The organism is Ensifer soli, assembly GCF_041928815.1.
GTDB lineage: Bacteria > Pseudomonadota > Alphaproteobacteria > Rhizobiales > Rhizobiaceae > JBHFEI01.
The window spans coordinates 176779-190628 of record NZ_JBHFEI010000006.1; the positions used below are offsets into that span (position 1 = coordinate 176779).

14 protein-coding genes are annotated in these 13850 nt (G+C 68.1%); 8 read left to right on the forward strand and 6 right to left on the reverse strand.

Annotated features, from left to right (window positions below):
• Positions 1–43 precede the first annotated feature (43 nt).
• Entirely contained in the window at positions 44–1579 is a 1536-nt protein-coding gene (locus ACEVQ6_RS11265) for a sensor histidine kinase (RefSeq protein ID WP_374889205.1), read from the forward strand.
• Here ACEVQ6_RS11265 and ACEVQ6_RS11270 read toward each other — a convergent pair whose 3' ends face one another.
• The 3 genes from ACEVQ6_RS11270 to cobT form a co-directional block, all read right to left on the reverse strand.
• The gene (locus ACEVQ6_RS11270; RefSeq protein WP_374889066.1) at positions 1580–1969 is read right to left on the reverse strand and encodes a diacylglycerol kinase; all 390 of its coding nucleotides are present in this window, start codon (positions 1967–1969) and stop codon (positions 1580–1582) included.
• A complete protein-coding gene (locus tag ACEVQ6_RS11275) occupies positions 1966–3627 on the reverse strand; it encodes a phosphoethanolamine transferase (protein WP_374889067.1) in 1662 nt (553 codons plus the stop codon). The genes ACEVQ6_RS11270 and ACEVQ6_RS11275 overlap by 4 nt, the downstream gene beginning before the upstream one ends.
• Positions 3628–3806: 179 nt before the next feature.
• On the reverse strand, positions 3807–4823 hold the full coding sequence (gene cobT, locus ACEVQ6_RS11280) for a nicotinate-nucleotide--dimethylbenzimidazole phosphoribosyltransferase (protein ID WP_374889068.1): 1017 nt from the start codon (positions 4821–4823) through the stop codon (positions 3807–3809).
• A gap of 296 nt (positions 4824–5119) precedes the next feature.
• Between cobT and ACEVQ6_RS11285 the strand changes: the two genes are divergently transcribed.
• Both ACEVQ6_RS11285 and ACEVQ6_RS11290 read left to right on the forward strand, forming a co-directional pair.
• The gene (locus ACEVQ6_RS11285) at positions 5120–6598 is read left to right on the forward strand and encodes a DUF1800 domain-containing protein (RefSeq protein ID WP_374889069.1); all 1479 of its coding nucleotides are present in this window, start codon (positions 5120–5122) and stop codon (positions 6596–6598) included.
• 13 nt (positions 6599–6611) lie between these two features.
• The gene (locus ACEVQ6_RS11290) at positions 6612–7790 is read left to right on the forward strand and encodes a DUF1501 domain-containing protein (protein WP_374889070.1); all 1179 of its coding nucleotides are present in this window, start codon (positions 6612–6614) and stop codon (positions 7788–7790) included.
• Positions 7791–7800: 10 nt separating this feature from the next.
• Here ACEVQ6_RS11290 and ACEVQ6_RS11295 read toward each other — a convergent pair whose 3' ends face one another.
• Positions 7801–8190, reverse strand: coding sequence for an acyl-CoA thioesterase (locus tag ACEVQ6_RS11295; protein WP_374889071.1), 390 nt, complete (start codon positions 8188–8190; stop codon positions 7801–7803).
• A gap of 229 nt (positions 8191–8419) precedes the next feature.
• Here ACEVQ6_RS11295 and ACEVQ6_RS11300 point away from each other — a divergent pair, with 229 nt between their 5' ends.
• The 5 genes from ACEVQ6_RS11300 (at position 8420) to ACEVQ6_RS11320 (ending at position 12024) form a co-directional block, all read left to right on the forward strand.
• Positions 8420–9496, forward strand: a complete 1077-nt coding sequence (locus ACEVQ6_RS11300) for an extensin family protein (RefSeq protein WP_374889072.1) — start codon at positions 8420–8422, stop codon at positions 9494–9496.
• A gap of 117 nt (positions 9497–9613) precedes the next feature.
• On the forward strand, positions 9614–9967 hold the full coding sequence (locus ACEVQ6_RS11305; protein WP_374889073.1) for a DMT family protein: 354 nt from the start codon (positions 9614–9616) through the stop codon (positions 9965–9967).
• A gap of 311 nt (positions 9968–10278) precedes the next feature.
• The gene (locus tag ACEVQ6_RS11310) at positions 10279–11061 is read left to right on the forward strand and encodes an adenosylcobinamide-GDP ribazoletransferase (protein ID WP_374889074.1); all 783 of its coding nucleotides are present in this window, start codon (positions 10279–10281) and stop codon (positions 11059–11061) included.
• Between the two features lie 43 nt (positions 11062–11104).
• Positions 11105–11326, forward strand: coding sequence for a DUF1289 domain-containing protein (locus ACEVQ6_RS11315; RefSeq protein ID WP_374889075.1), 222 nt, complete (start codon positions 11105–11107; stop codon positions 11324–11326).
• Complete coding sequence (locus ACEVQ6_RS11320) at positions 11323–12024, forward strand: TIGR02281 family clan AA aspartic protease (protein ID WP_374889076.1); 702 nt, start codon at positions 11323–11325, stop codon at positions 12022–12024. The genes ACEVQ6_RS11315 and ACEVQ6_RS11320 overlap by 4 nt, the downstream gene beginning before the upstream one ends.
• On the opposite strand, the gene ACEVQ6_RS11325 is transcribed toward ACEVQ6_RS11320, so the two are convergent.
• Both ACEVQ6_RS11325 and ACEVQ6_RS11330 read right to left on the reverse strand, forming a co-directional pair.
• Entirely contained in the window at positions 12025–12792 is a 768-nt protein-coding gene (locus ACEVQ6_RS11325) for an ABC transporter permease (protein ID WP_374889077.1), read from the reverse strand. It lies immediately after the preceding gene.
• Positions 12789–13715: an ABC transporter ATP-binding protein gene (locus tag ACEVQ6_RS11330; protein ID WP_374889078.1), complete on the reverse strand. Its 927-nt coding sequence runs from the start codon at positions 13713–13715 to the stop codon at positions 12789–12791. The genes ACEVQ6_RS11325 and ACEVQ6_RS11330 overlap by 4 nt, the downstream gene beginning before the upstream one ends.
• Positions 13716–13850: the final 135 nt, after the last annotated feature.

Here is a 13850-nt window from a genome sequence, read left to right on the forward strand (position 1 = left end):
GTTCCGTTCGTCCTGTTCCATCGGCAGTTGCCTTACCATGACCATGCCCAGCGCCGCCAGCACGTCGACGGACAAGATCATCGTCGACAAGTCGCGCAGCCATCGCAACAAGGCTGTGTCGAAGACCGTGCGCACGACGCGCGAGCGGCTGCAGACCGGCCAGCCGAATGCCGGCAGCTTCGACCGCGAAATGCTCGGGCTCTATGTCAGCGCCGTCATGCAAGGGGCGATCGCGACGCCGATGTACATCATCGTCGTGACCGGCATCGGCCTCTATGTGATGAAGGACCTCAACCTCCTGATCTGGGGTCTGTTCGGGCTCGCCGTCAACGCATTGACGCTGATCCTTGCGCGCAAGGCCAATGCGGCGGAGATCCCGGCGGTGCGCGTCGCCGTCTGGCGCCGCCGCTTCCTCATCGCCCACACCGCCATGGGCCTCGTCTGGGCGATCTTCGCCATCACCGACTGCCGGAGCTGTTCCGGCTTCAGTTTCGACTTCTTCAAGGGCACGGCGCTGCTCATCGCGCTGGCGACGACGGCGATGGCGAGCTTCATGCTGCGCCGCGCGCTGGTCGCCACCTTCCTGCCCGTGATTCTCGCGCTCGCCGGCGCGGCGGCGATCCAGCGCGAGCCGGTCTATGTCGGCCTGACGGCGGTGATGTGCGCCGCGCTCTGCTTCCTCGAATTCATGACCAACCGGATGCACCGGGCGAACCTGCACATCCTCTCGGTCCAGTCGGAGAAGGACGACCTGATCGCCGAGCTCGAAGTGGCGAAATCCATGTCGGACGAGGCGCGCCGGCGGGCCGAGGAGGCAAACCTCGCCAAGTCGCGCTTCCTCGCCTCGATGTCGCATGAACTGCGCACGCCGCTGAACGCCATCCTCGGCTTTTCCGAAGTGATGTCGAGCGAGGTGCTCGGGCCGCTGAACAATCCCGCCTACAAGGAATATACCGACGATATCCACCGGTCGGGCAAGCACCTGCTCAACCTGATCAACGAGATCCTCGATCTCTCGCGCATCGAGGCCGGCAAATACGACCTCAACGAGGATGCGGTCCAGCTCGTCGACATCGCCGAGGATTGCATCGGCATGGTGCAGCTGCGCGCCCGCAGCAAGAACATCTCGATCGGCGAGCAGTTCGAGCCGAACATGCCGTCCGTCTGGGTTGACGAGAAGTCCATGCGGCAGGTGACGCTCAATCTCCTGTCCAACGCCGTCAAGTTCACCCCCGCCGGCGGCGAGATCACCGTCAAGGTCGGCTGGACGGCCGGCGGCGGCCAGTATCTCTCCATCCGCGACAACGGCCCCGGCATCCCGGAAGAGGAGATCCCGATCGTGCTCTCGGCCTTCGGCCAGGGCTCGATCGCGATCAAGAGCGCCGAACAGGGCACCGGCCTCGGCCTGCCGATCGTCCAGGCCATCCTCGCCAAGCATGACGGCGAGTTCATCCTGCGCTCGAAACTGCGCGAGGGCACCGAGGTGATCGCCATCCTGCCGGCAAAGCGCGTGCTGCAGAGCCTGCCGGCCGTCGAGGAGGCGCAGCCCGTCGAGCGCCGGCGCAAGAGCTTCGCCTGATCAGGCGCCGCCGAAGGCCGAGACGTAGACGACATAGGCCGCGTAGCCGGCATTGGCGAGGATCAGGCAGAGGCAGGCGAACGAGCCGAGATCCTTGGCGTTGCGCCCCATCTCCGAAATTTCCGGCGAGACCCGGTCGACGATCTCCTCGATCGCCGTGTTGATCGCCTCGAACGCCATCATCAGGAGAAACAGGATCGCCATCGCCACATACTGGAAGAAGGTCGCGCCGCTCACGGCAAAGGCGATCATCGCCGCCGCGAACGCGATCAGTTCGTGGCGAAAGGCCGATTCGCCGATGAGGCGCCGCGCGCCGCCGAAGGAGTAGCTCGCGGCGGCGAAGAGATGGCGGATGCCGGTCTGTTTCTTGACGGGAGAACCCGAAGTCATTGCTGCGTCCGTCCTTCGCTGCCGGTCGTCGCCATGTCGAGACCGCGCGCGGTGCAGGGGGCGAAGGCGTCGAGCGCGGCCGTATAGGCCGTCGTGCGCACATCCATCATCCCGAGCACGGTGTGGAAGAGGTTGTCATGCGACATGGGATGATCCGAATAGGCGAGAAGGCAGGATGCATCAAGGCCCCGCTCGTGCTGAAACGGCGTCGAGAACCAGGCGAGGAAGGGAATGTGCGTCTGCTCCACGGGGGCGATCGCGTAAGGCGCGCCGTGCAGGTAGAGCCCGTTCTCGCCGAGCGATTCGCCGTGGTCGGACATGTAGACCATGGCGCCGGCGACGCGGTCGGTATGGCGGTCGAGCGTGCGGACGATGCCGGCGAGCACGTGGTCGGTATAGAGGATCGTGTTGTCATAGGCGTTGACGATCTCCTCCTCCGTGCAGCTCATCAGCTCGGCCGTGCGGCAGTCGGGGGTGAAGCGGCGATAGGCGTCCGGGTAGCGCCGGTAATAGGCGGGGCCATGGCTGCCGATCTGGTGGATGACGATCACCGTGTCGGCCGTCGCCGCCGCGACCTTCTGCTCGAGCCCGTCGAGGAAGATCTCGTCGAGGCATTCCCCGCCGCGACAGAGCGGCGAATCGCCCTTGGCGTTCAGGCTGGCATAGTCGATCAGGCGGGCGACGCCCTTCGAACCGGTATTGTTGTCCCACCAGGCGACATCGATGCCGGCATGCTTCAGCACATCGGTCAGGTTCTCGCGGCCCTTGGCCCGCGCCGCCGTATAGGCCTCGCGGCCGAAACCGGAGAACATGCAGGGCAGAGAAACGGCCGTCGCCGTGCCGCAGCTCGTCGCATCGGTGAAGTTGACGACGTTCAGCGCCTTGAGCTCCGGGTTCGTCTCCCGGCCATAGCCGTTCAGGGAAAAGTTCATCGCCCGCGCGGTCTCTCCGGCGACGACGACGAGCACCCGGGGCTTGCGTCCCGGAACATGGGCGTCCGCCACCGTCGCGTCCCTGCCGTAGGGCGCCGCGACGATGCGGCTTTCGCTGAGGTCCTCGAGCGCATAATTGACCGCCGCGCTGATCGGCCCGGCCGGGTGAAAGAGCGCCATCACGTCGCGATGCTCGCGGATGACGAAGGCGAAGGAGGCGAAATTGGCGGCGATCAGCAGGCCGGCGCAGACGAGGCAGGAGACGATGACGGCCGCGTTGCGCCCGACCGTCCTCAGGAACGGCCGGTGCCGGATCCGGACCGCCGCGATCACGGCCGAAGGCAGAAGACCGTAAAGACAGAGATGAAGGAAGAGCGAGGGCGTCAGCATCTGCCCGCCCTCCGCGCTCGTCGTGGTCACGGCGTTGCCGATCATGTCGCGATCGATGATCACGCCGTAGCGGTCGGCGAAATAGGAACTCGCCGCCGCCGCCAGGACGAGAAGGATCGCGACCGGCTTCTGCACGTAAGGGGCGGAGACGACCGTCAACGCCGCGAAGGCGAGCAGGCAGATCGACACGCCGAAGGCGGCAAGGCTCGCCGGCGAATGGGAGAGCGCGGCGGCGGCGTGCGACCAGAAGCTGCGGTTCGTCACCGCAAGCACATAGACGAGGGTGACAAGGGTCAGGGTAAGGCTGCCGACCGCCGGCCGCCGAAGGACGATCATCGCAAGAGCTCTCCGCTGCGCATGTCGCGCTGCCTCAGCCGTGATTGTGGAGAAATGCGGGCAGGATCCTCCGCTCTCCCCAGAATTCGCCAGGCATCGCGCCCTTCATAAGAAAAACCTAAAGGAAAGGCAATGCGGCCACCCGGCGCAGGACCGCCGACCTGGCGGCGGGCGGTGTCTCAGTGGCCGGTGCTGACGCCGGCCTGCGCGAAGGTCGCCATGTCCGAATGGCAGGCGGCGGCGGCCTTGACGATCCCGGCAGCGAGCGCTGCCCCAGTCCCCTCGCCGAGGCGCATGCCAAGCGCCAGAAGCGGCGTCTTGCCGAGTTTCTCGATCGCAGCAAGGTGGCCCGGCTCGCCGGACACATGGCCGATCAGGCAATGGTCGAGCGCCGCCGGATTGGCCGCATGCAGGATGGCCGCCGCGGCCGTCGCCACATAGCCGTCGATGATCACCGGTACCTTTTCCATGCGCGCGGCAAGGATCGCGCCGGCCATGGCGGCGAGTTCGCGGCCGCCCAGACGGCGCAGCACCTCGAGGGGATCGCCGAGATGGGCGCGGTGCGTCTCGACGGCCTCATCGACCGCGGCGATCTTGCGCGCGAGGATCTCGCCCTGCGCCCCCGTCCCCGGCCCGACCCAGTCGCGCGCGCTGCCGCCATAGAGCGCCAGGTTGATCGCGGCGGCGATCGCGGTGTTGCCGATGCCCATCTCGCCGATGCACAGAAGATCCGTTCCTCCGGCCACCGCCTCCATGCCGAAGGCCATGGTCGCGGCGCAGTCGCGCTCCGAAAGCGCCGCCTCGACGGTGATGTCGCCGGTCGGATAGTCGAGCGCGAGGTCGAAGACCTTGAGCCCGAGATCGTAGGCGGCGCAGATCTGGTTGATCGCAGCACCGCCGGCGGCGAAATTCTCCACCATCTGCGCGGTGACGGAGGGCGGAAACGGCGTGATGCCGTTGCGGGCAATGCCGTGGTTGCCGGCAAAGATCGCGACCAGCGGCCGGTTGACGGCGGGCGGACGGCCGGTCCAGGCGGCGAGCCAGAAGGCGATCTCCTCCAGCCGGCCGAGCGCGCCCGGCGGCTTGGTCAGGTCCGCGTCGCGCGCCCGCGCGGCGGCGAGCGCCGCACCGTCCGGGCCGGGCAGCGCCTTGATGAGGTTGCGAAAGTCGTCGAAGGGCAGGCCGCTGGCGCTCACGATCGGATCTCCTCAAAACAAGGCGGGCGCGAACGCCCGTGTCGCGCACCGTCATAGTCAGATCGGCGCGTCCCGGCAACGCCTGCCGCCGACGGTGACGGGCCGCAGGACGACGCGGCCGCCATGCCTTTGCCACATGGCGCGCCTAGAGCATCTCCCGCAGACGTGTGCAGCGGTTTTCGCGAAAAGCCAGACGTGAAAACTGGCGACCTGAAGCAAGGGCGTGGACCTGCAGGATCGCGGCGTGCTTCAGGATGTCCCTGCACCGGTTCCCGCCGAAAGGATGCGACCTTCCCATGAGCCTTTCTTCCGCCACGCTCGCAGCGACGCGATTCGGCTACGGTCCGCGCGCCGGTGAAACCCCGCCGGCCTCCGCCGCGGACCTCATGCGCCAGCTGACGCGCGCGGCCGGGACCGCGCCTCGCTTTCCTGAAGGCGGCATCGCCGCGCGCAAGAAGGAGATCGCCCTGCTGTCGCGCATGCGCCTGACCTTCAACAGGTCGCCGCAGGGCAAGGACGAGCGCAGCAAGACCGCCTATCGCAAGGCCTACAATGCGCGGCTGATCGGCATGCTGACCCTCGACGAGCACCTGCGCTTCGTCGAGACGGTGATGTCGCCGAACGGCTTCCACGAGCGTCTCGCCGCCTTCTGGATGAACCATTTCGCCGTCAACTCGACGAAGACCGCCATGCTTCGCGTGCTCGTGCCGCTCTACGAGGCCGAGGCGATCCGCCCGGCGATGACCGGCCGCTTCGCCGATCTCGCCCGCCGCGCCGTGCTGCATCCGGCGATGCTCCTCTATCTCGACCAGCAGCGCTCGGTTGGGCCGGGGTCGCCACGCGGGCGCAAGGCCGGACGCGGGCTCAACGAGAATCTCGGTCGCGAACTCCTCGAACTGCACACGCTCGGCGCCGGGGCCGGCTACACGCAGGACGACGTGCGCAACGCCGCCCTGATCCTCACCGGCCTCGGCATCGACCGCATCACCCAGCAGACGACCTTCCGCGCCGACATCTCCGAGCCGGGCGAGCGGCAGGTCTTCGGCGGCCGCTATGGCGGGGGGAGCCGCAGTCTTGCGGACATCGAGGACATGATCGAGGATCTCGCCGCCGATCCGCGCACCCGCGACCATATCTGCCGCAAGCTCGTGCGCCATTTCATCGCCGACAGCCCGCCCGGCGACGTCGTCGACGCGATGGTCGAGGCCTGGCGCGACAGCGGCGGCCTGCTTCAGGCCGTCTACCAGGCGATGCTCGACCATCCGCGCTCCTGGTCGGAGCCGGGCGCCAAGGCGAAGCTGCCGTTCGAGTTCATCGTCTCGTCTTTGCGCGCGCTCGGCGCCGACGAGAAGGCGCTGATGCCGAAGCCGCGGCCCTTCACTGCCGCCGCCGGCGGCGAGGAGATGATGGCGGGCGCGGAGCCCGTCACGGCGATGGTGCCGGGAACCGATCCCGAACCGGTGCGCTACCGCCAGGTCGAGCTGACGGTGCCGGGTTCCGCGCGTCTCGGCCAACCGCTCTGGCGCGCGCCGAGCCCTGCGGGCTTTGCCGACGACATGGCCACCTGGATCACCGCCGGCCAAGTGACGGAGCGCATCGGCTGGGCGCGCAGGGCGGTCGCGACCTTCGGCAAGGGCGCCGATCCCCGCGCCTTCGTGCGCAGCACGCTCGCCGATTCGGCGCGGCAGGACACGATCGACACCGTCGCGCGCGCGCCAAACAGGGAGACCGGGCTGATGCTCGCCCTCGTCTCCCCCGAATTCAACCGCCGATAGGAGTGGCGCCGCGATGAATGACCTGTTCCGCCCGAGCCGCCGGCAGTTCCTTGCCGCCGCCGCCTGCTGTGCGGCCGCGGCCCCGCTCTCGACGCCGATGACCTTTGCCGCCGTGCCCGGCGAGCGCCGCCTCGTCACCATCATCCTGCGCGGCGCGATGGACGGGCTGTCGCTCGTCCAGCCCTATGGCGACCCGATGCTGAAGGTGCACCGTCCGACGCTGGCGCTCTCGCCCGGCGCCGGCCTCCTCGACCTCGACGGCATGTTTGGCCTGAACGAGGAAGCCAATGCGTTGCTGCCGCTCTGGCAGTCGGGAGAATTGACCTTCGTCCAGGGCCTCTCCACGCCCTATCGCAACGAGCGCAGCCATTTCGACGGGCAGGACGTGCTCGAAAGCGGCGGCGCGTCGGTGAACTCGGAACGCACCGGCTGGCTGAACCGTGCGCTCGCCGCCGTTCCCTCCGCCGAGCGCCGGGCGATCGACGTCAACCCCTCCGCCGATCTCCTGCTGTCCGGCCCCAATCCCGTCGACGTCTGGTCGTCGCGCACCGATCTCGACATGGGCGCGGACGAGCTCGTCTTCCTCGACCGGCTCTACCGCAACGATCCCGTCTTCGCCCGGGCGCTCGCCGAAGCCGCCAAGACCGATCTCTCCGCCGACGCGATCTACAGGCAGGACAAACGCGGCACCAAGGTCGCCGACATCGCCCGGCTTGCCGGCGGCATGCTGACGCGGGAATACCGGATCGCCAGCTTCTCGCTCGCCGGCTGGGACACCCATGCCGACCAGGTCAAGACCTTCCGCAAGCCGGCCGCCGAGCTCGCCACCGCCATCGTCACGCTGAAACAGGCGCTCGGACCCGCCGCCTGGCGCGAGACCGTCGTGCTGGCGATCACGGAATTCGGCCGCACGGTGCGCGAGAACGGCTCGGCCGGCACCGACCACGGCACGGGAAGCCTCGCGGTCGTCGCCGGCGGCGCGATCAGGGGCGGGCGCATGGCCGGCCGCTTTCCGGGGCTCGCCGAGAAGGACCTGCTCGACGCCCGCGACCTGGCGCCGACCGGCGACGTGCGCGAACTCGCGGCCGCAATGCTGCATCGCCAGTTCGGCATCACTGCGGAGACCATCACGAACCGCATCTTCCCCGGCCTCGACTTCGACCGCTCCTCGCCCTTGCTGAAGGCGATCTGACCGGCGGGGTTCAGCCTTCCCCGGGCACCGGCGTCGGCCGCCCGCCACCGTCGAGCGCGACCATGATGAAGACGGCGCCCGTCACCTTCTCCATGCGCGTGGTGAGGTAGCGCTGCGCCCAGGCCTCGACGCTGAGCGTGATCGAGGTGCGTCCGACGCGCACGACGTCGGTGTAGATGCACAGCGTATCGCCGATCTTCACCGGCAGTTCGAAGGCCATGTCGCGCACGGCGGCGGTGACGACGCGGCCGCGGGCGCGCTCGGCGGCGCGCATGCCGCTCGCCAGATCCATCTGCGCCATCACCCAGCCGCCGAAAATGTCGCCGGCCGCGTTCGCGTCGGCCGGCATCGCCTGCGTCCTCAGCGTCAGAACGCCGGCCGGTTCACCATTCGCGCCCATCCCGTCTCTCCTCTGGCCGATAGGTCTGCCGCCTTGATGCCCGATTCCCGCCGCCAAATCGACCGGCAGCGGCCGCAACGCTTCGTTTACCCTGATCGGATAAATTTCCCGGATCGGAACATCGGCAGGCGGCAAGGCCCTGACTTCGACGCATCGCCCCGGGACAGTCGCCGCCGGCACCGTGGTGATGCCGCCCCGCGTGGCGGGCGGCTTTTCGGGAGACGGCCCCTTGCGTTCTGCGTTCCTCACGCGTCTTCGCCGCTCCACCGGCTTTCTCGCCCTCTCGCTCGCCCTGACGGCCTGCAGCACCGACGGGCTTTCGCCCTCCGCCCGCATCGACGAGACGACCAATGTCGGCGCGATTCCGCCCGCCGGCACGACGGCCGCCGCGCCGGTGCCGGAGACGGATGTCGCCGCCTATCCCGTCGCCGTCGAGCCGGTTGCAAACGTGGCCGGCACGACCGCCGCGCTTTCGGCGCCGGAGGGCGGCGTCGATGTCGACGCCATGCTCGGCGTCGGCGGCGTCACCGGCCTTGCTGAGGAGCAGAGCCGCGAGATCGGTTCGCTGCCGCCCGGACCGCAGCCGGTGCCTTCCGACGCCGAAACCGGAAACGCCCTGCCGGCCGCGCGATCGGTGCGCGACGCCGAGTCCGTCCTCGCCGAGCGCAGGCGGCTGACGAAGGACGAGGTCGCCTTCCTGCCGCGCGCCGCCAATCCGGCACGCCTCGACGACGCGCCGACCGGCGACGGCATGCCGTCGACCGAAGCCGCCTGCCGCGCGGAACTGACCCGGCTCGGCGTGCGCTTTGCCGAGGTCCCGCCGATCTCTCAGGGCAAGTCCTGCGGCATCCCCTACCCTTTGAAGCTGAGCGGCCTGTCCGGCAACATCACCGTCAAACCCGCCGTCACCCTCAACTGCCAGGTGACGCTCGCCTTTGCCCGCTGGGTGAAGAACGAGCTCAATCCGGCCGCCCGCGCCCGCTATCTTTCCGGCATCGCCGCGATCGAGCCGATGGGCGGCTATTCCTGCCGCACGATCAATTCGCGGCGCGGCAATCCGATGTCCGAACATGCACGCGGCAATGCCATCGACATCGGCACCTTCGTGCTGAAATCCGGCAAGGAGATCGACGTGCGGCAGAAGGGTTTTTTCGCCTTCCGCGAGAAGGGGCTGCTGAAGGCGGTGCGCGGCGACAGTTGCAAGTACTTCACCACCGTGCTCGGTCCGGGCAGCGATCCGCAGCACTGGAACCATTTCCATTTCGACCTGCGCAGCCACAAGTCCGGCCGCCGTCACTGCGACTGACCGCCGACGCTAAAAAAGGCGGCCGAACATCAGTGTCCTCTTGCGGACGGCATCCGGCGCGGTAAATGCTGACGCGCCTGTCCCAGCCCTCCCGGGACACATCCCAAGGACATCTCCATGCCGTTCTCCCTCTCGTCCGCCGCCGTCCTGCCGATCCTGCTCCTCGTCGCCTCCAACATCTTCATGACCTTCGCCTGGTACGGGCACCTGAAATATACGAGTTCGCCCCTCTATATCGCCATCGTCGCGAGCTGGGGCATCGCCTTCTTCGAATATTGCCTCGCCGTTCCCGCCAACCGCATCGGCCACGAGGTCTATTCGGCGGCACAGCTGAAGACGATCCAGGAGGTGATCACCCTGATCGTCTTCGCCGGCTTCTCTGTGTTCTGGCTGAAGGAAAGCCTGACCTGGAACCACGCCGTCGGCTTCTGCCTGATCGCCGCCGGCGCCGCCTTCGTCTTCAAGGGCTGAAACCGCCTTTCTCCCTGTCGACGTCCAAGCCGAACCGGACGTCGCTGGCCGATCCCTCCGGCGGCATCGCCGATCGGCATGCCGCCGGCGGCGGGCACGGCGTCATATCCTGCACGCCCGGTCGATGCGCGACCCTGAACCTCGGCTTCGTCCCCGTCGAGGACGCCGGCGTCGCCGACGTAAACGTAGCGGGGCCGCAGCCGGTGATTGCCCGCGTGAGCGAAGACGCTTGATCCCGACAGGCGCTCCGTGACATCTGCCTGGCGGCAGCGGCGTCGGCGACAGGGCGGACCCCTTGCGGAGACGCATCGATGTTCTTGCTGGACTTCGCGGTCGACACGGGCCGCTCCCTCGCCTTCCTCAGCCGCCTCCGCGTTCCGGCCCGGGCCTTCGAAGGGTTCGACGGGCGCTACGTCCGCACGGCGCGGGCCTTTCCGGTCGCGGGCCTCGCCATCGCCCTGCCCCCGGCCCTGCTGGCCATAATCCTTGTCGCCATGGGGGCCGCGCCCCTCTTCGCCGCGACCGCGGCGGTCGCCCTTTCGGTCATCGTCACCGGCGCCCTTCACGAGGACGGGCTCGCCGACACCGCCGACGGCATCGGCGGCGGGCGCGACCGCGAGCGCGCGCTGATGATCATGAAGGACAGCCGCATCGGCACCTACGGCACGCTCTCGCTCGTCCTCGCGCTGGCCCTGCGCATCTCGGCGCTCGCGGGCGCGTTCGCCGCCCTCGGGCCGGTGGCGGCGGGCGCGGGGCTTCTCGCGGCCGCCGCCCTCAGCCGCGCGGCGATGGTCTGGCACTGGCACCACCTGCCGCCGGCCAGGAGCGACGGCGCGGCCGTCGCGCTCGGCCGGCCGGATCGCTCCGCCACGGGCGTGGCGCTCGCGACGGGTATGGCGGCGGCGCTCCTTCTCGTCGCCGGGACGGTGTCCGTCGGGACAGGACTTGCGGCACTGACGCTTGCTGCGACGGCAGCGGTCTTTTTTACCGGTTTCGTCCGCCGCCGGATCGCCGGCCATACGGGCGACACGATTGGGGCGACACAACAGGTGGTCGAGGTCGCCGTCCTTTCCGCCCTTGCGGTGGCCGCATGAGTTACCGATATTGCCATGGACACGAAGCCCCCGGAATCGCCTGATGGACTCCCCCTGCATTCTCGTCTGTTCGATCGATCTCGCCTCCGGCTACTGCTTCGGCTGTGGCCGCACGCGCGACGAGATCGCCGGCTGGATGGGCTACACCGATGCCGAACGCCGGGCGCTGATGGCGGTGCTGCCGGCGCGGGTCGCCACGCTCGAACGGCGCCCGCGCCGCGAGACGCGCCGCGCCCGCATGGCCCGGGAAGCGGGCGAACGATGATCCGCCTCGGGGTTCTGCTGGCGATCCTCGGCGTCGGGCTCGTGCTCCTCGTCGTCAACGACGACACCGGCCGCACCTTCGGCATGGACAATGACGATTTCGCCCGCGCCGTCTCCCTCACCGCCATCCTGACGCTGATCGGCGCCGGTCTCTGGCGCGGCCAGGCCCATCTCGGCGTCCAGCTCCGCCAGGCGGCGCTGTGGATCCTGATCGCGCTGGCGCTCGTCACCGCCTATGTCTATCGCGACGGGGTCGAGCGGATCGGTGCGACGGTGTTCTCAGGCCTCGTTCCCGGCCGCGCCACGGTGATCACCGACAGCGAGGGCGTTCAGGAGGTGGTGCTGCACAAGATGCTGAACGGCCATTTCGAGGCGGATACGGAGATCAACGGCACGACGCTCTCGATGCTGGTCGATACCGGCGCCAGCGCCGTGGTCCTTTCCTACGAGGATGCGCTGAGGATCGGCGTCGACCCCGCCAGCCTGAGCTTCACCGTCCCCGTGATGACCGCCAACGGCTCCGCGCTGGCAGCCCCGGTGACGCTCCCCTCCGTCGCCATCGGCCCGATCTTTCGCGAAAACGTCCGCGCCGTCGTCGCCGAGCGCGGCCGGCTCGACCAGAGTCTGCTCGGCATGACCTTCCTCTCGACGCTCGACTTCCTGCAGATGCGCACCGACGAACTGCGCCTTCGCGACTGATCAGTTGCGAAGGCGGTAGCCGGTACGGAAGATCCAGGCGAGCAGCGCCATGCAGATCGCAAGGAATCCGACGATCATGGCGACGCTCACCAGCGGGTTGACGTCGGCGATGCCGAAGAAGCTCCAGCGGAAGCCGCTGATCAGGTAGAAGACCGGGTTGAAATGGCTGACCACCTGCCAGAAGGGCGGCAGCATCGAGATGGAATAGAAGCTTCCCCCCAGGAAGACGAGCGGCGGCAGCACCAGCATGGGGATCAGGTTCAGCTGCTCGAAATCCCTGGCCCAGATGCCGATGATGAAGCCGAACATGCTGAAGGACACCGCCGTCAGCACGAAGAAGACCAGCACCATCAGCGGATGCAGGATCGACAGGTCGACGAAGAGCGCCGCCGTCGCCAGGATGATGACGCCGATCAGCATGCCCTTCGTCGCTGCCGCCCCGACATAGCCGAGCACGATCTCTGTCATCGACACCGGCGAGGAGAGGAGCTCGTAGATCGTCCCGGTGAACTTCGGGAAATAGATGCCGAAGGACCCGTTGCCGACGCATTGCGTCAGCAGCGTCAGCATGATCAGCCCCGGCGTGATGAAGGCGCCGTAGCTGACGCCCTCGATCTCCTGGATGCGCCCGCCGATCGCCGCGCCGAAGACGATGAAGTAGAGCGAGGTGGAGATGACCGGCGAGATCACGCTCTGCAAGAGCGTGCGCCGCAGCCGCGCCATCTCGAAGAAGTAGATCGCCTTGACGGCCTCGATGTTGAACCTCATGCGTCCTCTCCGACGAGCTGCACGAAAATATCCTCCAGCGAACTCTGGCGCGTGGAGATGTCCCTGAGGCGAACACCCGCCTCGGCCAGCGCCGAAAGCAGCGCGGTGATGCCGGTACGCTCGCCGGCCGTGTCGTATTCATAGACGAGCGTGGCGCCGCCGTCCCCGAGCGTCAGGTTGAAGCCGTCGAGACCCTCGGGAAGCGCGTCGATCGGCTGGACGAGCTCGATGGTCAGGAGCTTGCGGCCGAGCTTCTTCATCAGCGCCGCCTTCTCCTCGACGAGCAGGATGCGACCGCCGTTGATCACGCCGATCCGGTCGGCGATCTCCTCGGCCTCCTCGATGTAGTGGGTGGTCAGGATGATGGTGACGCCGGCGGCGCGCAGCTTCTCCACCACCTGCCACATGCCCTTGCGCAGCGTCACGTCGACGCCGGCGGTCGGCTCGTCGAGGAAGAGGATGCGCGGCTCGTGGCTCAGCGCCTTCGCGATCAGAACGCGCCGCTTCATGCCGCCGGACAGCTCGCGCAGCATGTTGTCCTTCTTCTCCCACAGCGACAGGTCGCGCAGCACCCGCTCGATATGGGCCGGATCCGGCTTCTTGCCGTGCAGCCCGCGGGAAAAGCTGACGGTGTTCCACACGGTCTCGAACTGGTCGGTGGTCAGTTCCTGCGGAACGAGGCCGATCATCTGCCGCGTCAGGCGGAAATCGCGCACCACGTCGTGCCCGCCGACCAGAACGGTGCCGGCGCTCGGGTTGACGATGCCGCAGATGATCGAGATCAGCGTCGTCTTGCCGGCGCCGTTCGGCCCGAGCAGCGCCAGGATTTCCCCCTCCTCGATGTCGAGGCTGACCGCCTTCAGCGCGGTGAAGCCGCTGTCATAGGTCTTGCGCAGGCGGGAGACGGAAACGATGGGAGGCATGGGCGGGGCTCGACCGTGGAAGGGACCGGTGATGTCGCGCTTATATGGGATGCGAGGCACCGATGTCACCGGTGGCGGGGCGGGAATTTCTCCGCGGGGAGGCAGGGCGCCTCAAGCGACGCGACGCCGTCGGCC